The sequence below is a fragment of the Rhizobium sp. LEGMi-198b genome (assembly GCF_054114205.1).
Genome location: NZ_JBSYVH010000007.1, coordinates 36,540 through 54,173, shown reverse-complemented (window position 1 = coordinate 54,173; position 17,634 = coordinate 36,540). Strand labels below are relative to the sequence as shown.

Below are 17,634 nucleotides of genomic sequence, written 5' to 3'. Positions count from 1 at the left end.
TTAAGCCGCCTTGGATCTGAAAAGCGCATTGAACGCGCCGGCAAGATGTTTCTGTCCCTCGTCGGATATTGAAACGAGCGGCGGGCGAACAGCAAGCCAGATTTCATCCCCGGAGAGTTGTGCTACCATAACTTTGACGGCCGCAGTCACCGGAAATTTCAGCAGCTCCGGAACAAAATCCTCGACGCGCGGATCATCCTTTCCCTCCTCAGCCATCAGCCGGATTTCACGGGGCACGAAATTTGCCATCCCGGAAATCGCCCCCTGGCCGCCCAACCGAACGCCCCTGGCGAGGTGCCGTTCGTCGCCGATCAGGATGATGAGATCGCCATGCGCCTTCAATAGCGACTCCGTGAACGGCCAATCGCCGGAGGAGTCCTTGACTCCAACGACAATGCCGGGAAAGGCGCTGCGCAGCCTGCCTATCAGCGCCACCGAGAGCGGCACCATGGTAATGGAAGGAATGTTGTAGACGATGATGTCGCGCGCTCTGTCGCCTAGCCGAGCGAATACGGCCGAGAACCAGCGAAACAGTCCTTCGTCGCTGACATTCTTGAAATAGAAAGGTGGCGCTAGCAGGATATTGCGCACGCCTTTCGTGAGCGCAAATGATGCTTGCGCGGCGGCATTTTCGACCGAATCCGCCATGACGCCCACGATAATCTGGTTCGGCGCAATCCCCACATCCAGGAAAGCGTCGAGCACCTCTTCGCGCTCCTGCGTCCCGATGGAGGAGCCCTCGCCGGTGGTACCGAACAGCGTGACGCTCGAGCATCCCGACGCAAGGCTTGTCTCGGCCTGCTTGATCATGGGGCCGATCGCGATATCGCCGTTGGTGTCGAAGGGCGTCGTAAGCGCGACTGACAGACCGAATTTGCGAGACAAGTTCCATTCCTCCAGATGTGTTGTCAGTACATACCGACTAACATGTTAGTTGTATAGTCAGAATCGCGCGCGCCATATTGGCTCATGAAAAAATCTGTGATGACTGGCGAGGCAGGCACCGCGGAGCTTGAGATCAGCTCTCGCTAGCCGATGGCGCAGGGTCGGTTTTCGCATCATCTCCCAGGATGAGGCTGGCCGCTCCGATCAGGCCTGCGTGACGCCCGAGTTGCGCGGGGACGATCGGCACGTCGCGATAGGCCGGCATGGCGCGATCGTGAACCGTCGCCGCAATGGTGTCGTGCAGGAGATCGAAACCGTGCGATATCCCGCCGCCCATCACCAGAATGTCGGGGGAGTAGAGATGGAGCAGATTGGTGAAACCGATCCCCAGCCAGCGAGCCTCCGCACTCAGCAGTTCCAGCGCAAGTGCGTCGCCATTTCGCGCGGCGTCAACAACGTGGCGCCCGGTCACTTCAGCATCGGCCGATAGCTTGCGCAGCATCGAGCCGTCGGATTGCCGGGTCCGCGCCGTTGCCCGCCTGCCAAGGGCCGTCCCCGAGGCTACGGCTTCAAAACAACCGATCGCACCGCAAAAGCACCGCTCCCCTTCGCTGGTGATCGTCATGTGGCCGATTTCCCCCGCCAGGCCGCGCCTGCCATGCAAGGTTCGCCCGTCAACGATCACGCCGCCGCCGATGCCGGTCGACACGGTGACGAAGACCATCGAACGCGCGCCGCGTCCGGCGCCGTACCGCCATTCGCCAAGTGCGGCCGCGTTCGCATCATTTTCAAGCCGGACCGGCAGTTGAAACCGGCTAGAGAGAATGTCTGCTAGTGGAACCTCGTACCACCCAGCGAGCGTCGGCGGAGCAATGACGATGCCGGCTTCCGGATCGAGAGGGCCGGGGGCGCCGATCCCGATCCCGACGGGAAGGAGATCAGGCGTTTCCGCCAGCGCCGTGGCTGCCAGTAGCTCGATCTGCTGGATGACCGCGGCCGGTCCTCCCGCCGCATGCGTCGGCACCGCGGAGAATGACAGGAGGCTTCCCTCGCTATCCACCAGCGCAGCGCGAAGCTCCGTTCCACCGAGATCAAATGCAAGAGCAACCTTTTTCACGAAACACGGCTCTCCAATCCATGGAGCCAAGCCATTCGGTCGCCCAGGTTCTTGTCACCGAAGGCCAGCGATCCGAGGACGACCGTTTGTGCTCCGGCGGCACGCAGGAGCGGTACGGTCTGCTCGCGAATGCCGCCATCGGCCGCCAAGATCACCTGATCCTCCCGGCCGGACTGTTTCAGCAGTGAGCGCGCCTCGATCAGCCGGTCGCAGGCCTTCTCGGAGAGGTTTTGGCCTTTGACGCCGATCGATGTGCCAAGCAGGGTCACGAAGGCGACATGGTCGATGAACGGGCGGATCGCTGAAACGGGGGTCTCCAATCGCAGGACGACGCCGGCTTCGGCGCCCAGTTTCTTTGCCAGCGCAATGGCGCGTAAACCCGCTTCGCCGTTTTCGGCATGAACGCTGATAAGATCCGCACCCGCTTCAATGAATTGGCGCGTTTGCTCCTCGACGATTTCGGCCTCGACCATAAGATGAACATGGATCGGCCTGGCGGTTGCCTTCGCGATGCGCGCGACGAAATCCGGAAAGAACAGGAATCCCGGCGTAAAACGCGCATCGGCGACGTCGATATGATGCAGGTCGGCATAGGGTTCAATGCGCCGGAGATCGGCCTCCATGTTGGCAAGATCGGCCGACCATAGCGAGAATTCGCCCAATAGCCGATTGCGGGGGAGCGCTGCTATGGCCGCGGGGCCAGAAAGAGTTTTGCGTGTCATGATGGAAAGAGGCTCCGGATGGTCTTGGATGCGAGGAAGGTGGCGATAGCGTCCTGAACTTCAGCGAAATGCCGTGCCTTGTCGGCCGCCTTGGAGGTGACTTCGACAAAGCTGGCGCCGGGGATGGTGTCAGCGAGCGTTCGCGCGCAGGCGAGCGGATGGATCGCGTCCTGTTCGTTGCCGATGACGAGGGTAGGAATTGTGAGGGCAGCGGTCTCTGCCTCAGTCACACCCGTGCCGTCAGCCGCGATATCGGCCAGCACGGATGCGAAAGCGACCGCATTCGGCCGGTCGAAATAGCCGAGCAGGGAGGCAAAATTATCGGGCGCGTTCGCGCGTATGCGCATGCCGATCTCCGAACCGGCGAAGCGCTCCCTGGCTTCTGCGACCGGATACGAGCGGAGCAAGGCCGCGACGGTGCGGACCGGCTCCAGATTGGCAGGCGCCGCGCTAAAGGTCCAGGCGGGGCGAACAAGAACGAGGGCCGCGACGCGATCCGGATAGTGGTGAGCGAGGTGGAGGGCAATTGCCGCCCCCATGGAAATGCCGCCGGCGACAAAGCGTTCGAACCCGCGATCTGTCGCCGCGGCCAGCACATCCTCGGCAAACATTCGTAGTGAAAAAGGCCTGATGTCGCCGAGCAGTGAGGCTCCATGTCCACGACATTCGACGGTGATGCGCCGCGCCTTTCCGATTGGAAAGGTTTGCGCAACCTGTGCTTCATCGCCGCCCAAGCCGTGCTGAAAGAGGACCGGCAGCCCTTGTCCGCTATCGAAAACGGCCAAGCCGGCATCGCCATGCATGATCGCCGCGCTTGCTCCCATCAAACCAATTCCTTGAGAAAGGCCGCAACGTGCGGTGCCTCCGCTGCGGAAAGTCCATGCGTGACGAGGGGACCATGGAAGCCGACGGCTTTCAGCCGCGCGATAAAATCGGGAAAATCCACGATGCCCTGGCCGGTCGTGGCAAAACGTCCGTCGGCATAGCGATCCTTGGCATGTGCCATGGCAATGTGCCCGGCCGCAGTCTCGACCGCGCGCTCGACAATGGCGCGTGCTTCCGATGGCGTGGCGCTTTCGAAAAGATTGGCCGGGTCGAGGACGATACGCAGCCTTTCCGATCTCATCTCCGCGATCAGCCGCTTGGCGTCCGCTGCCGAGGTTACGATATTCGCCTGCTCGGGTTCGATGCCGAGATCGACACCATGGTCTTCCGCCAGCGCCAGCGCCTTCGACATCTCCGCAGCCATGTCGGCCCAGGCCGTGGGATCGCGGTTTTCTGGATGGTGCGCCCACTGATCGCTCGGATGACGCGTGCCGGTACAGAGCGTGACGAGCGGAATGGAAAGTGCTGCCGCCGTCTCGATGATGACGGCGAGCTGGCTGAGGCCTTTTTGCCGTATCGATATGTCAGGATGCGCCATGTTGTAGGTTCCCGACAAGGCGGCAAGCGAGACGCCCGCCGTTTCCGAGGCGGCGCGGATCGCGGTTACGACCGACTCGGGAACGGTGTCGGGCATGGAGGGCAGCCCGCAGCAGGCGAGATTGAACTGCGTGGTCGCATAGCCGCTATCGCGTACCGCAGACAGCACGCTGAGAGCATCGGTTCCGGGAAAGGTCTTGGCGAAGATCCCGACCTGCATCAGACGGCTCCCGTCACGGCCGCGAGCTCGACGCGCTCGCCAGTCTCCACCGACCGCGCGATCGCCACCATCGCCCGAATGGAGGCGATACCATCCTCGACATTGGCGCCGCGCATGGGAGCACCCTTCAGGGCGGCATCGGCGAGACTTTCGAGCTGCCTGCGGAAGAAGTGCCCGTCCGCACCAAGCGGTTTCCTGCTCGTTGCGTCTTTCTCATGAAAGATCTCGACTTCGCTGGAGCGGAAGTACCAGGGATTAAAGGTCTTTGCGAGGACGGAGCCATTTTCACCGTAGAGCTGGAAACCCTCGTGCCAATCCATGCGAACGGCAACCGTGAGGTCCAGATGGCCGAGGGCGCCATTGGCGAATTCGGTTTCCACGAACCAGCAATAGGCGCCGGCACGTTCCAGCAGGCGTGCGCGCACGGCGACGATATCGCCGCAGAAGAAGCGGGCGGTGTCGACCAGATGCGAACCATGCGCGAGCATGAAATATTGCCTGAGATCGGCTTTCGGATTGCCGGCCGGTTTGCGCGCAAGCTTGCTGGTGATGGGAAGCGGCTGCACGGCATCGGTGTTGGTGTAGCGGTGGGTTGAATCGCAATACCATGCCTTCAGCGCAAGGATCTGGCCGATATCGTTGTGAACGAAGTCACGCGCGGCCTGAAGCGCCGGATCAAAACGCTTCATGTGCCCGACCTGCAGGATCTTGCCTGAGCGTTTGACGGCGTCGGCCAGCTCCTCGCCTTCCTCGACGGAAACGCCGATGGGCTTTTCGCACAGTACGTGTTTGCCGGCTTCAAGCGCCTTGATGGACATCGGCACATGATAGGCGTCCGAGGTGGCGACGATGACCGCCTCCAAATCGGGGTCGGCCAGCATGGCGTCGTAGTCGCTGAACATTTTCCGCGGCTCATAGGTGGCGCCCATGCGTGCGAGCAGATCGGGTGCTGCGTCACAGATCGCGTAGAGATCGGCATTCCTAGCCTTCACGCAGGATTCCAGATGCGCAAACTGGGCGATCGGCCCGCAGCCCAGGACACCGACGCGAAGACGGCGATTTTCTTTTTCGATCATGGTCTTTTCCTTAAATGCCGTGGGTGCGCATCGTCTCGCGGTTGGCCTTTATGGCTGCGGCCGAATCGGCCGCAGCCATCTCGGATTCTTCTTCCAGCACCAGCCACCCGTTGAAGCGCGGTGCCTGTGAAACGAGATCGATCACCGCCGGCGTATCGAGAACGCCTTTGCCCAGCATCGCCCATCGGTCCTGCGCGTCGACATCCTTCAGATGCAGATAGCGGATGCGATCCCGGTAGGTGCGCATCGTGTCCAGGATATCGTCATGTCCGCGCAGGATGTGGCCCGTATCCGGAACCCAGCCGACCAGTTCGGGATCCAGCCGCGCGAAGATGTGATCGTAATCGGCTCGGTTGAACAACAGGGTATTGTGATGCGAACTCGGATGTACGGCGACCTCGACGCCCGATGCCTTGCCGAGCGCGCCGGCGCGATTGTAGAACTCTGCGGCGATTGCGAACTTGTCCTCCCGCGGCCCCTCCGAGACGATGGTTGCAGAGCCGATCGATATGAGTGCGCCCGGAAACTCTGCGGCGTAGTCGATCCAGCGCTGCGCCGTGGCCAGATCCTTTTCCATCGCATCGGCGACCGTGAAACCGCTTTTGGAGCCGAAGGCGAAGGAGACGAGCTGCAACCCGTTATCCCGCAATGCCCTAGCGAATTCGCTGGGCTTTGTGCCGTAGCGGCCGATCATCGTGTCGGTGATTTCGATGCCCGCATAACCGCCGGCGGAAATCGCGGAGAGCAGGTCGTCCGGCGTGCCTGTCCAGGCTTCACCGAGCATTTCCCATGTGAACGTCTGGCAGCCGACCTTCAAATCCCTAGTCATGTCATCATTCCTTGATTCCGCCTTGCGTCAGGCCTTCGATAATGTGGCGTTGGAAAAACAGGACCAAAACAATCAGCGGCACGGTGACGACCGCTGAAGCGGCGGCGATGTCTCCCCAGGGCACGTAGTATTGGTTGGTGAAATTGGCGATGCCCACCGGGATCGTCTGGCTGTCACTGTCCGACGTGAATGCCAGTGCGAACAGAAACTCATTCCAGGCGGTGATGAAGGCAAGCAAGCCGGTGGTCACGAGACTTGGAAGCGACATCGGCAGAATGATATGCCAAAGAAGGCCGATCACCCCGACGCCATCCATGCGCGCGGCTTCGTCGATTTCGCGCGGGAGCGTTTCGAAATAGCCGAACAAAACCCAGGTCACGAGCGGCAGCCCAAGCGCCAGATAGGTGATGATCAAGGCTCTGTAGGTGTCCAGAAGTCCAAGCTCGGACGCGATCAGGTAGAGCGGTCCGACGAGCGCGATCTGCGGAAACATCGAGACCGACAGGATAACTAGGAGGATTCCAAACCGCCCCTTCACATCAAGGCGTGACAGCGCAAAGGCGGCAAGCGAACCGACGATCAGGCAGAGAGCCGTGGTCGCGAGCGATACGATGAGCGAGTTCAGGACGTAATGGTGCAGGCCTTTTTCCACGAAGGCATTGTAATAATGCTCCAGCGTGAATGGGTTCGGGATGAGCGACGGCGTGCCTTCCGTCAGTGCCTTGTCAAGCTGGAAGGAGGTGGAGAACTGCCACAGAAACGGGCCTGCGGACCAGACGAGAATGAGAAGCGCGCCAACGTAGATCATGACGCTCTGAAAGACGGAGCGGGTGCCGTTCATGTCGTCTTCCTCAGTTGTCTGACGAGGAAGAGGCAGAACACCAGGGCGATCACCCCTTCGGTTATGAACATCGCGGTCGAAACGGCCGAACCGTAACCGAACTGCAGCGTTGAGAAGAGCACCTTGTAGGACAGCGTCGAAAGCGTTTCGGTGGAATCGGCCGGGCCGCCGCCGGTGAGCACATAGACCAGATCGAAAACGCGAAATGCGTCCAGCGCCCTGAAAAGACCGGCAATGAGCAGAGTCGGCAGCAGCAGAGGCAGGCGGATATTCCAGAAGATCGTCCAGGCTCCAGCGCCATCCATGCGGGCAGCCTCGATCAACGATTTTGGAACGGTCTGAAGACCGGTCAGCAGGAGGAGCGCCATGAACGGCGTCGTCTTCCAGACATCGGCAAGGATAATCGTCGTCAGTGCGGTTGTGGGCGATCCATACCAGTTCACATTCTGATCGATCAAACCGAGCTGGAGCAGGATGAAATTGATGATGCCGTGCTGGCCGTCGAACAGCCATCCAAACATTTTCGAGGTGACGACGGTTGGCATTGCCCAGGGCACAAGCATCGCCGCGCGGACCATGCCTCGACCGCTGAAAGTCTCGCAAAGGATCAGCGCCATGGCGAGGCCGATCAGGGTCTCCAGCCCGGTCGAGGCGGCGGTGAACCAGATCGTATGCCACCAGGCATTCCAGAACGGCGGATCCGCCAAGAGTTGCAGATAATTGGCAAAGCCGACGAAATCGTTGTCCTGCGTAATCAGGGAACGGTTGGTGAAGGAAAGATAGACGCCATTGATGATCGGATAGAAGGAAACCGATGCAAGTGACAGGAAGGCCGGCAACAGCAGGAGCCAGGGCCAGAGGGCGCTCGGAAGCGCCCCCATTGACCTTTGCATCCTGCTGTCGGCGGGGGCCGTCAATGCAGCGACCATATCAGGCAACGATCTTGTTGATCTGTTCGGCGGCAGCCTTGAGCTCAGCCTGGACGTTGCCGCTGACCAGGGCCTTGGAAATGCTCGACTGTAGCGCCAGCGTCACCTTGGCATATTGCGGCGTGATCGGCCGGGGCGTGGCGCCGGTAAAGACGTTTTGCAGGCTTGCCATGAACGGCTGCTCGGCCTTCAGCTTCGCATTTTCGAAGATTGCGGGGCGTGACGGTGCGAGGCCGAAATTCAGGGCGAGACGGGTCTGGGTTTCTGGAGACGACATCCAGGTCAGGAACTCGATCGCCGCTTCCCGCTTCTTGGAATTGGCGTTGACGCCAAGCTGATAGCCGCCGAGGCACGCAGCACTTTTCCCGCCGGCAAAATGCGGCAACGGCGCAACGGCAACCTTGTCGACGACGTGCGAAGCTTTCGGATCCTGCGCGATCGGATAAACATAGGACCAGTTGCGCATGAACATCGCTTCGCCCGATGTGAAGGGCTGACGGGAAGGCTCTTCATCCCAAGAGAGAACGTTCTGCGGGCTGATCTTCGTCTTGTTGATCGTGTCGTAGAGGAACTGGATCGCCTCGACCGCGGCCTTCTCGCCGATAACAGACGATTTGCCGTCGGCTGCCAGGATGGAGCCGCCATTCGAGGTGATGACTTCCACGGCATCGCAGATCAGCACCTCGGCCTGCTTGCCTTGCCAGAGATAGCCGAATTTGGCGTCGCCGGCCTTCTGGGCCGCAGCCGCCATGGTTGCCATGTTGTCCCAGGTTTCGGGAACCTTGTCGCCATGCTTTTCCATGAGATCCTTGCGGTAGTAGAACATGCCGGAATCGACGAACCAAGGAAGCGCGGTCAGCTTTTCGTTGTAAGTGCAGGCGGCGACCGTTCCGGGGAAATAATCGGCGCGCTTCTCCTTCGGGAAATATTCATCGAGCGGTAGCGCCCAGCCTGCCGCCGCAAAGCCGGCGATCCAGATCACGTCCTGGCTGAAGACATCGGGCGTTCCGTTGCGGCGCGCGAGCTGCTGGATCAGGCCCTGATAGACTTCGGTCGACGAACTTGGCGGCGGAAGTTCGATGAATTTGACCATGATCCGGTCCTGCGACTCGTTATAGGCCTTAACGAGATCGCCGATACCTTCCTTGCCGAAGAAACTGGCACTGGCAAAGCTGATCTCCGTGCGATCGGCAGCGCGCGCTGTGCGCATTCCAAGACCCGATGCGATGCCGAGGGTAGCCGCACCCGCGGCTCCGAGCAGGAAGTGACGACGGTCAAGCATTGCGGAATCTGCAGCCACATTCGAAGCGGTCGGCGCTTTCTTGAAATCGGTCATGTTTCCCTCCCAGGAAAGACTGGCGTCCTCCAAAAATCTCCGCGCCAGCATTGGCATATGTTCGATAAAAAATTGTCGCGCGTCAAGAAATAAGATGCTTTAAATCACTTTGAAACGCGTCGGCTCAGGCCGTCCGTCGAGGAGGCGTTGGTTATCCAATCCGGGGAGGTTTGAGAAATATGGTTGAAAAAACAAAGGGAACGCTTGGCATCGGGATCATCGGCTGCGGCAACATATCGATGACCTATCTGCGTAATGCCTCGCTGTTTGCCGGTATTGAGGTGCACGCCTGTGCCGATATTTCGGCTGATGCGGCGGCTCTGCGCGGAAAGGAGTTCGGCATTCGTAGCGTCAGCGCCGATCAGCTACTTGCAGATCCCGAAGTCGATCTCGTTCTTAACCTGACCGTGCCGGCGGTTCATTTCGAGATCACCATGTCGGCCTTGTCCGCCGGCAAACACGTCTTCACGGAAAAGCCGCTTGCAACATCGGCTGCCGACGGTCGGATTTTGGTGGCGGAGGCGAAGAGCCGAGGATTGCTGCTCGGCTCCGCGCCGGATACCTTCCTTGGCGCTGCGGGCCGGCGGGCGCGTCGCCTGATGGAGGAGGGCGCGATAGGGCGCCCCGTCAGCGGCACCGCCTTCATGATGGGACGCGGCATGGAGCACTGGCACCCCAATCCTCAATTCTACTACCAGCCCGGCGGCGGCCCTGTCTTCGATATGGGGCCCTACTACTTGACCATGATGGTGAATTTGCTCGGTCCGGTCGTGCGCGTCATGGCGATGGCGACGAAAGGTCAGGACGAACGTCTCATCACCGCGGAAGGGCCATTCAAGAATACGACGTTCAAGGTCGGTACGCCAACCAACGTTCTGTCGCTGCTCGAATTCCAATCCGGTGCGACCATCAACTTCGGCGCGTCCTGGGATGTGTTCCGCCATTCCAATCACCCAATTGAGCTGCACGGCACCGAAGGCTCGCTGCGGCTGCCGGATCCCGATACATTCGGTGGTACGGTCTCTCTGTCCGAGCGGGGTGCCGAGTGGCGGAATTTCGAAAGTGATGGGGAGCTCTACGGCGAACGAAACTGGCCGTTTGCCGCGCCGGATCGGGCGAACTACCGTATGCTCGGTGTTGCCGACCTAGCGCGTGCACTTGCGGAAAACCGGCCGCCACGTGCATCGGGGGAACTCGCTCTCCATGTGCTCGAAATCATGGAGGCTATTCTCGCCTCCGGCCAGAGCGGGCAATCGGTCAGCATCGCCGGTGACCTGGCGCGACCGCCGCTTCTTGGCGAAGACGAAGCGCGCAGTTTTCTGGCCTAAACCGCCGCACGGGGAGAAGCGACGTGACCGAATACTTTGACGAAGGTGCGCAATGGGTTCTCGATGTCAGCAAGGCGGCGAAGCTGCGACCGCTTGAAGCTGGCACGCCCTTGGAGGCCCGTATCGCCTACAATGCTGGCAGCCCGGCGCTTCAGGGCGCTCGCGAGGCGGTTGCTTCGGTGGAGGACCGCCGGATCAGCGGCCCCAACGGCCCGATCACCCTTCGCATCTATCGCGGCATCGGAGCGCCTTCCAAAGAGGGGCGGGGTCTTCTCTATCTCCATGGCGGCGGCTGGGTGATCGGCAATCTCGACTCTCACGACGAGATTTGCCGATGGTTTGCCAACCTCGCCGAATGCACGGTGGTCTGCCCGGATTACCGCCTTGCGCCGGAACACAAGTTTCCCGCCGGACTGATGGATTGCGCCGCGACGCTGGCATTCATGGCGCAGGCCGCCGTGGAGATCGGCGTCGACCCCGAACGAATTGCGGTGGCCGGCGACAGCGCCGGCGGCAATCTTGCGGCCGTGCTGGCGTTGATGTCGCGTTCAGGCGACGCCCCGCGGCTTGCGGCTCAACTGCTCATCTACCCCAACACGGACGCCACGCAGACGGCGGACAGCTATCGCCGGTACGGTGAAGGCTTCGGTTTGACCGCCGCGACGATGAAATGGTTTCGAGACCATTATGTTCGCACCGCAGCCGATATCGTGGATTGGAAGGTCTCACCCGCGCTGGCCGAAACTGTTGCAGGGGCACCGCTGGCATTCATTGCCACGGCCGGGCACGACATTCTCGTTGACGAAGGCATGGCCTATGCCAAGCGGTTGCAGGAGGATGGAGTTCACGTGGTCCAGCGCGATTGGCCAGGGCAGATTCACGGGTTTGTCTCGATGGGAAGATTCATACCGGCCGCGCGGCAGGCGGTGGAGGACGCAGTCGCGGCGTGGCGCGGCTTTGAAGGAATTCCCGATTAAGCGAGACTGCGACCCGTTTTATGCCGATTGGCGCATGACCAACGTCCCATCGAGGCTAACTTTGCCCGCGATCGTGCGAGCCGGCGCACCCGTATCGCCGAGAAGCGTCAGCAGCGTGTCGACGCTGTTTGCAGTCATGGAGGCAAAATCCTGCGCCATCGTCGTCAGTGGCGGGCAAGTGTAGCGGCTCAATGGATGGTCGTCATGGGCCGCTATGCGCAGGTCGTCGCCCTTCTTGCGTCCGACCTTTAGCCGATGCGCGAAAGCGGCAGCCATCACACCAAAGGCAAGACGGTCATTGGCGCAGAGGAGGGTCTTGAATGACAGCTTCTTGGCTTTGAGCATCGCGTCCATCTGCTCGTAGCCGACGCGCTCGAAATCCCATGTATAGGCGGCAATGGTCTTGATCACCACGGGCTCCTGGCCCGAAGCCTCCATCGTGGCAATATAGCTCGCCAATCTCTCCGGGGAATTGTGATTGACGTGGGGAATGTCGAGATAGACCGGCGCCTCTCCAGAGCGGCAGAGATATTCCACGATGGTCGCTACGCTCTGGTAGTTATTGTTGCCGATGAACGGCGTGTTGCCCTCGATGTAGGTATCGAAATAGACGAGGGGAACATTCTGCGTGAGTTTTTCAAACGCGCGCGGATCGGATTTCTGCCCAAGTGGTGCGGCGATCGCGCCCGCCACTTTCAATGACAGCATCGTGCTGACGGCTTCGACCTCCAGCTCCGGCAGACCGTGCGAGGAAAACACGATTGGCCAATAGCCTTCATCGCGCAGGCGCAGTTCCAGGCGGTTGACCATTTCGGCATAAAAGGGGTCCGTCAGCGCCGGAACGAGAATACCGACATTGCGGGTCCTCTTTCGATTGAGGTTCCGTGCGTAAAGATTTGGCTGGTAGTCCGATGCGCGAAGTGCGGCTTCGATCAGCGCACGTGTCGCCGGCTTCACGCTCGTCGGATCATCGAAATATTTGGAAAGGGTTGGGCGGGAGACGCCGCAGGATTTCGCAAAATCCTCCATTGTCTTATGCGTCAATTTTTCCATCGAAAGTCGACCGTTTTCAAACCGCTATGCCCGTCCATGATGCGTCGACGCAAAAAGAGGCGCAACGGGCAAACGTAAGTTCCGAGCAAGTTTTTCCGGTCTTGTGTAACCTCAGAACGTTACGTGTGTGAATTTTATTAATTGACGCAAAAATTGCCTGGTCGATCACCACAAGAGATTTTTCTCAAGATTTATCGGCGGCGGACAAGCGATCGAGAATGGCCTGCGCCGTATTGGCATCCGTCACGAGAGCATTGATCATGCCCGATCGTGCCGCCCCGATGATGCCGGACGCCTTGGCTGGTGTTGCAGCAACCGCAATGCACAAGGGAATTCGTTGCAGTTGCTGTGGGGAGGCAGCGATCATGCGTTCCTCGCCATCCCAATGAAGGATTTGGCCGGCCTCGGTTACGTAATGGCGCAAAACGTCACCTGCCGCATGACTTAAGGCTTTTTCTCCCGGGAGAGCCGCGGTCGCTTCTGAGGGACTTGCGACATGCGTTAAGCCGACGCCGACGATCGCAGCATCCAGCTTGTTCCACAGCGACGTGACCTGCTGAACGGTGGGATCGGCGAGGAAAGCATCGCGCAATTCCGAAGATGAAATGTAGGGGGCGTGCAGAAAATGCGGAATTCCCCCCATTTGCTCCGCGGCCTGCCGCACAAACTCGTTGATTTGAAAATGCGGAGCCGCCTGCTGCATTCCCCCGTTGAGAGCAATGGTTGCGATGCCAGGCAACTGCGGCAACCCCGCAAAGGTAACTTCGCGAACAGCCCGTCCCCAGCCGATGCCGAGCGTTGAGCCCGATCGCAGTCCCGCTTGCTGCAACATTGATCCGACCGGAGGGGCGAGGGCGCTGAGAACGTTCGACGACGGTGTGTCGATCACGATGGCGTTGCGCAGTTTCAGGCCGTCAACCAAGGCCGCCCCCAAATCTTCCGAGGGGGAAAGATCGATCACCTCGATCCGAACGATCCCGGCCGAGCGTGCCTTCTGAAGCAACCGCGAGACCGTAGCCGTTGATAATCCTAGCTTTTTAGCGATATCAACCTGCGACATATCGGATTGGTAATGCAGCTTCGCAACCGTATGCAGCAAGGCACGGTTCGTTGCAGAGTCCTGCGACTGAGACGAATTCAGATTGAAATTCCTTTCTGCAATGTGTTACACATTCGACATGTGAGGAGTTATCGCTCAAAACGGCCGGTTTCGCAACGATTATGCAGTCGTGAGCGCTCTCAATGTTTCGTCGGCCATCCCTTGGAAATTTGGGGTGGACGCACTTTCAGCATCCGGTTTGGGACGGGCTAAAGGGAGGAGCAAATGTCGAGATTGACGACAGCCGAAATGCGAGGTTACCAGCAGATTTGCGGTCACGACGGCGCCATGATGGTTATCGCCTGCGATCAGCGCGGCGGTATGCGCAGTCTGCTTGCAAGCGACCCGCAGGAGCAGGCCGCCATCTCCGACAAGACCCTCGGCGACACGAAGGCGGATATCGCCATGTTTCTTGCAAGCAAGGCATCCTGTGTTCTCGTCGATCCAATCTGTGCTGTTCCTGCATTGGTGGACGACCGCATTATCAGGCGCGATACCGCACTTCTGATTGGCCTCGACGCATCGGGTTGGGACACCTCGCCGGAAGGATATCGCCTTTCCAAGCTGGTGCCTGGCATTTCGGCCCGTCGCGTCCGTCAGCTTGGTGCCACCGGCGGCAAGATCATGGTCTATCTCCGCTCCGACCGGGATGAAGCGAACAGGCACAACATCGACATCCTGCGCCAATGCATCGAGGACTTCGCGCGCGAAGACCTACTGCTGGTCGTCGAATTCCTGACATACAGATTTGAGGACGAAGATGAGGCGGACTACAAGTCGAAGCTGCCGTCGCTGGTCGTTGGAGGAAGCAAGATTTGCCTGGACTGCGGATCGAAGGTTCTAAAGATTCCCTATCCTGGCACTGCTGAGGCATGTGCGGAGGTCACGCGGCTGGCAGGGGACGTGCCCTGGGCGGTGCTGTCGGCCGGCGTCGACCACTCGACGTTCCTGCGGCAGGTCGAAGATGCCATGCGCAACGGCGCGTCCGGTGTCATCGCGGGCCGGTCCCTATGGAAAGACTGCATCTCGCTCGACCGTTCCGTCACGAAGGACCGATTGGAAACCGTCGCTGTTCCACGGCTTCGCGAAATTCAAGCGGTGATCGCGGCACATTTCAAAGGCGTCAAGTCTGAAGGTCTCGGCCAAGGACAGAAAGCAGATGTCTGAATTAGCCATTGGCGTGGACATTGGCGGCACGAATATTCGTGCGGCTCTCGTCTCCAAACGAGGCGAAATCCTCAAAAAGCTGTCGGAGCGGACACCGAGCGACCCCCGGCAGGTCTTCGAGCGCGTCAAGGTGATGGCAAGAGAACTCGGTGCGGCTGGTGTTGTTGGGCTCGGCGTCGGCATTCCTGGCCGTGTCGACATTGCAAATCGTTCGGTCCTATCCGGCGGCATCTTGAATTTGGCCGGCATGGACCTCGTCGATCAACTGGAGGCAAGTCTCGGCAAGCGGGTCGTCATCGAAAATGATTGCAGCATGGCGCTCATAGCCGAAATGAGTATCGGTGCTGCAAGAGGTTTTCAAAGCGTTGCCATGCTGACCATCGGAACGGGGATCGGCGGCGCAGTTGCCCACGACGGCAGGATCTATCATGGCCACAGAACTGCCGGGCAGTTGGGCCATATCTGCGTCCGACATGATGGTCCGGAATGCGCGTGCGGAAGACGCGGTTGCGTGGAAACCTTCAGCTCGGGAACGGCGCTGCGCCGGCACATAAACGAAGCGGGTCTATCGGCAGCATCCATTGCCGATGTTTTTGAAATGGCCTCAAACGGAGATGCGACGGCTAGGGCGGTGTTACACGCCTGGGCGGCACCTTTGCGTACAGCGCTCGACAACATCGCTGCAACGATGGATCCGGAAATCATCATATTGGGAGGGGGCCTCGGTTCCGATGCAGCGCGAGCTCTCGCAGATCTCCCCGCGGTGGCGCCATGGTTTCGTCCGGCGATCCTGCCGGCCAAGCTCGGAGATGACGCCGGGATAGTCGGTGCCGGCCTGGCGACGTTTTCAGACGCCTTCCGCTGTGTCGAAAAGCGTGTCGTGCTGGTCAATGGCGTGCCGGCCTCGGGAAAAAGCCGCCTCGCCAAATTGCTGTCACAACGCACGGGATGGCCGGTCCTTTCCCTCGACGGCATCAAGAACCCGTTCCTGGAGCACATTGGCGGCGTCGACCGGGAGTTCAATCGGACACTCGGAAAGGCGAGCTACCAGGCGATTTGGTCGGCCATTCGCGAGGCTCCGGCCGGCTCCACGTTCATCGTGGACGCGTGGTTCGGCTTTCAGCCAAAAACCGCGCTCGAAGCCTACATCAAAGATGCAGGCGTCGATCGCGTCGCAGAACTTTGGTGCAAGGTGCCCGGTGTCGTTGCCGGGGAACGCTATGCCCATCGCTTGAGAGACAGGCTGCCCGGCCATCCGGGAGCGGACTATATCCCGGAACTGGTGGCGCTCGCCGATCGTGCCGAACCCATGGAATGTGGTCCATCGATGACAGTTGACCAAACAAAGGAACCGGACATGGACGAAGTAACGGCCTGGATTTCGACGGTGTTCGGCCGGGCTTGAAAATACCCGCCTCCCAGGCGGCAGACAAAAGCGAGATCCCGACTTCAAACCGCAGCGCGACACTCCGTCGGCGGCAGGGTGCGTCGCTTTGCCAATCGCATTGATTGGTTAGCTATTTCAAATAGATAGTGGAAATTCGTTACAGAAAAAAATTACTTGACGGCCCGCTGTAAGCCGCTGATTATCCATTGCGCCGGACAGGGGAGGTCTGGTTTCAAGAGGAGGAAATTATGGAGCGCCGTTCATTTCTTAAGGCCACCGCTGTGGCAACGCTTGCCACCGGTGTTTCGGCTGTTGCCGGCACCACCAAAGCCGCAGACAAGAAGTTTACGATTGCACTTATTCCAGGCCTGACGACGGATGCCTTCTATATCACCATGCGCAAGGGCGCTGAAGCTGCCGCCAAGGCGGTGGGTGCTCAGCTCATGTTCCAGGGCGCATCCGACTTCAATCCGGTCACACAGGTTCCGGTTCTCGATGCCGTCATTGCCAAGAAACCGGATGCGATCCTGATTGCACCGACCGACAAGGATCAGTTGGTCCAGCCGCTGAAGAAGGCTGTCGATGCGGGTATCCCGGTCATCACCGTCGATACGTTCATCGGTACCGGGGTTTATCAAACGGGCAGTGGCGACGCCGATTTTCCGCTGTCTTACATTGCCTCGGACAACCTGCTCGGTGGGGCCATTGCTGCGCGCGCACTTGCAAAGGCCGTCAGCGAAAAAGGCAAGGTCTACGTTTCAAACGTCAAGCCAGGTATCTCGACGACGGACCAGCGCGAGCAGGGGTTCAAGGACGAGATGAAGAAATATCCAAACATCACTGTTCTGGAAACACAATACAACGACGACGATGCGAACAAGGCGGCATCGCAGCTCCAGGCCGTCTATGCCCGTAATTCGGATCTTGACGGCGTTTTCGGTGCCAACCTCTTCTCCGCTCTCGGCGCCGCAAACGGCGTGCAGCAGGCGGGCCAGACAGGCAAAATCCGCGTCGTCGCCTTTGATGCCCCGACGACGATCGTCGATAATATCAATTCCGGCCTCGTTGATCTCGCGATTGCCCAGCATCCGGCCGAAATTGGCTACTTCGGCGTGATGGCAGCCTATGCGCATCTGACCGGCAACTCGATCCCGACCGCTATCGGTACCGGTTTCACCGTCATCGACAAATCGAATGTCGCCGATAAGAACGTCGCGAAATTTATCTACTCCGATTGATCGGATGA

General features: G+C 59.8%; 17 protein-coding genes. 5 read left to right on the top strand and 12 right to left on the bottom strand.

Annotated features, from left to right (window positions below; translation table 11 throughout):
* The 10 genes from ACXHXG_RS23965 to ACXHXG_RS23920 all read right to left on the bottom strand — a co-directional run bounded on the left by ACXHXG_RS23965 (position 1) and on the right by ACXHXG_RS23920 (position 9,377).
* A complete protein-coding gene (locus tag ACXHXG_RS23965; protein ID WP_285169982.1) occupies positions 1-885 on the bottom strand; it encodes a dihydrodipicolinate synthase family protein in 885 nt (294 codons plus the stop codon).
* Between the two features lie 133 nt (positions 886-1,018).
* The gene (locus ACXHXG_RS23960; RefSeq protein ID WP_457900942.1) at positions 1,019-2,002 is read right to left on the bottom strand and encodes an ROK family protein; all 984 of its coding nucleotides are present in this window, start codon (positions 2,000-2,002) and stop codon (positions 1,019-1,021) included.
* Positions 1,999-2,724, bottom strand: coding sequence for a ribulose-phosphate 3-epimerase (locus ACXHXG_RS23955; RefSeq protein WP_457900941.1), 726 nt, complete (start codon positions 2,722-2,724; stop codon positions 1,999-2,001). The genes ACXHXG_RS23960 and ACXHXG_RS23955 overlap by 4 nt, the downstream gene beginning before the upstream one ends.
* Entirely contained in the window at positions 2,721-3,548 is an 828-nt protein-coding gene (locus ACXHXG_RS23950; RefSeq protein ID WP_457900940.1) for an alpha/beta fold hydrolase, read from the bottom strand. Before ACXHXG_RS23950 ends, ACXHXG_RS23955 begins: the two co-directional genes overlap by 4 nt.
* The gene (locus ACXHXG_RS23945) at positions 3,548-4,366 is read right to left on the bottom strand and encodes a sugar phosphate isomerase/epimerase family protein (protein WP_457900939.1); all 819 of its coding nucleotides are present in this window, start codon (positions 4,364-4,366) and stop codon (positions 3,548-3,550) included. Before ACXHXG_RS23945 ends, ACXHXG_RS23950 begins: the two co-directional genes overlap by 1 nt.
* Positions 4,366-5,442 (bottom strand): Gfo/Idh/MocA family protein, encoded by a 1,077-nt coding sequence (locus ACXHXG_RS23940; RefSeq protein WP_457900938.1) that lies wholly within the window; start codon positions 5,440-5,442, stop codon positions 4,366-4,368. Before ACXHXG_RS23940 ends, ACXHXG_RS23945 begins: the two co-directional genes overlap by 1 nt.
* Before the next feature lie 10 nt (positions 5,443-5,452).
* Positions 5,453-6,271: a sugar phosphate isomerase/epimerase family protein gene (locus ACXHXG_RS23935; protein WP_457900937.1), complete on the bottom strand. Its 819-nt coding sequence runs from the start codon at positions 6,269-6,271 to the stop codon at positions 5,453-5,455.
* Positions 6,272-6,275: 4 nt separating this feature from the next.
* Complete coding sequence (locus ACXHXG_RS23930) at positions 6,276-7,112, bottom strand: carbohydrate ABC transporter permease (RefSeq protein WP_457900936.1); 837 nt, start codon at positions 7,110-7,112, stop codon at positions 6,276-6,278.
* The gene (locus tag ACXHXG_RS23925; protein ID WP_457901160.1) at positions 7,109-7,951 is read right to left on the bottom strand and encodes a carbohydrate ABC transporter permease; all 843 of its coding nucleotides are present in this window, start codon (positions 7,949-7,951) and stop codon (positions 7,109-7,111) included. The genes ACXHXG_RS23930 and ACXHXG_RS23925 overlap by 4 nt, the downstream gene beginning before the upstream one ends.
* 91 nt (positions 7,952-8,042) lie before the next feature.
* Complete coding sequence (locus ACXHXG_RS23920) at positions 8,043-9,377, bottom strand: ABC transporter substrate-binding protein (RefSeq protein ID WP_457900935.1); 1,335 nt, start codon at positions 9,375-9,377, stop codon at positions 8,043-8,045.
* Between the two features lie 179 nt (positions 9,378-9,556).
* Here ACXHXG_RS23920 and ACXHXG_RS23915 point away from each other — a divergent pair, with 179 nt between their 5' ends.
* Both ACXHXG_RS23915 and ACXHXG_RS23910 read left to right on the top strand, forming a co-directional pair.
* Positions 9,557-10,705, top strand: coding sequence for a Gfo/Idh/MocA family protein (locus ACXHXG_RS23915; protein WP_457900934.1), 1,149 nt, complete (start codon positions 9,557-9,559; stop codon positions 10,703-10,705).
* 23 nt (positions 10,706-10,728) lie between these two features.
* Entirely contained in the window at positions 10,729-11,682 is a 954-nt protein-coding gene (locus ACXHXG_RS23910) for an alpha/beta hydrolase (protein ID WP_260304026.1), read from the top strand.
* Positions 11,683-11,700: 18 nt separating this feature from the next.
* Here ACXHXG_RS23910 and ACXHXG_RS23905 read toward each other — a convergent pair whose 3' ends face one another.
* Entirely contained in the window at positions 11,701-12,735 is a 1,035-nt protein-coding gene (locus ACXHXG_RS23905; RefSeq protein WP_457900933.1) for a LacI family DNA-binding transcriptional regulator, read from the bottom strand.
* Positions 12,736-12,919: 184 nt separating this feature from the next.
* The gene (locus ACXHXG_RS23900) at positions 12,920-13,834 is read right to left on the bottom strand and encodes a sugar-binding transcriptional regulator (protein WP_457900932.1); all 915 of its coding nucleotides are present in this window, start codon (positions 13,832-13,834) and stop codon (positions 12,920-12,922) included.
* A gap of 225 nt (positions 13,835-14,059) precedes the next feature.
* Here ACXHXG_RS23900 and ACXHXG_RS23895 point away from each other — a divergent pair, with 225 nt between their 5' ends.
* The 3 genes from ACXHXG_RS23895 (at position 14,060) to ACXHXG_RS23885 (ending at position 17,626) form a co-directional block, all read left to right on the top strand.
* Entirely contained in the window at positions 14,060-15,001 is a 942-nt protein-coding gene (locus ACXHXG_RS23895) for a tagatose-bisphosphate aldolase (protein WP_260304024.1), read from the top strand.
* Complete coding sequence (locus tag ACXHXG_RS23890; RefSeq protein WP_457900931.1) at positions 14,994-16,406, top strand: ROK family protein; 1,413 nt, start codon at positions 14,994-14,996, stop codon at positions 16,404-16,406. Before ACXHXG_RS23895 ends, ACXHXG_RS23890 begins: the two co-directional genes overlap by 8 nt.
* Positions 16,407-16,636: 230 nt before the next feature.
* A complete protein-coding gene (locus tag ACXHXG_RS23885) occupies positions 16,637-17,626 on the top strand; it encodes an ABC transporter substrate-binding protein (protein ID WP_285169971.1) in 990 nt (329 codons plus the stop codon).
* Positions 17,627-17,634: the final 8 nt, after the last annotated feature.

Coding starts and splice junctions, on each gene's coding strand:
- ACXHXG_RS23905 (WP_457900933.1), bottom strand. CDS start 12,735: ATGGAAAAATTGACGCATAAGACAATGGAGGATTTTGCGAAATCCTGC.
- ACXHXG_RS23940 (WP_457900938.1), bottom strand. CDS start 5,442: ATGATCGAAAAAGAAAATCGCCGTCTTCGCGTCGGTGTCCTGGGCTGC.
- ACXHXG_RS23945 (WP_457900939.1), bottom strand. CDS start 4,366: ATGCAGGTCGGGATCTTCGCCAAGACCTTTCCCGGAACCGATGCTCTC.
- ACXHXG_RS23895 (WP_260304024.1), top strand. CDS start 14,060: ATGTCGAGATTGACGACAGCCGAAATGCGAGGTTACCAGCAGATTTGC.
- ACXHXG_RS23920 (WP_457900935.1), bottom strand. CDS start 9,377: ATGACCGATTTCAAGAAAGCGCCGACCGCTTCGAATGTGGCTGCAGAT.
- ACXHXG_RS23930 (WP_457900936.1), bottom strand. CDS start 7,112: ATGAACGGCACCCGCTCCGTCTTTCAGAGCGTCATGATCTACGTTGGC.
- ACXHXG_RS23955 (WP_457900941.1), bottom strand. CDS start 2,724: ATGACACGCAAAACTCTTTCTGGCCCCGCGGCCATAGCAGCGCTCCCC.
- ACXHXG_RS23950 (WP_457900940.1), bottom strand. CDS start 3,548: ATGGGAGCAAGCGCGGCGATCATGCATGGCGATGCCGGCTTGGCCGTT.
- ACXHXG_RS23915 (WP_457900934.1), top strand. CDS start 9,557: ATGGTTGAAAAAACAAAGGGAACGCTTGGCATCGGGATCATCGGCTGC.
- ACXHXG_RS23890 (WP_457900931.1), top strand. CDS start 14,994: ATGTCTGAATTAGCCATTGGCGTGGACATTGGCGGCACGAATATTCGT.
- ACXHXG_RS23935 (WP_457900937.1), bottom strand. CDS start 6,271: ATGACTAGGGATTTGAAGGTCGGCTGCCAGACGTTCACATGGGAAATG.
- ACXHXG_RS23885 (WP_285169971.1), top strand. CDS start 16,637: ATGGAGCGCCGTTCATTTCTTAAGGCCACCGCTGTGGCAACGCTTGCC.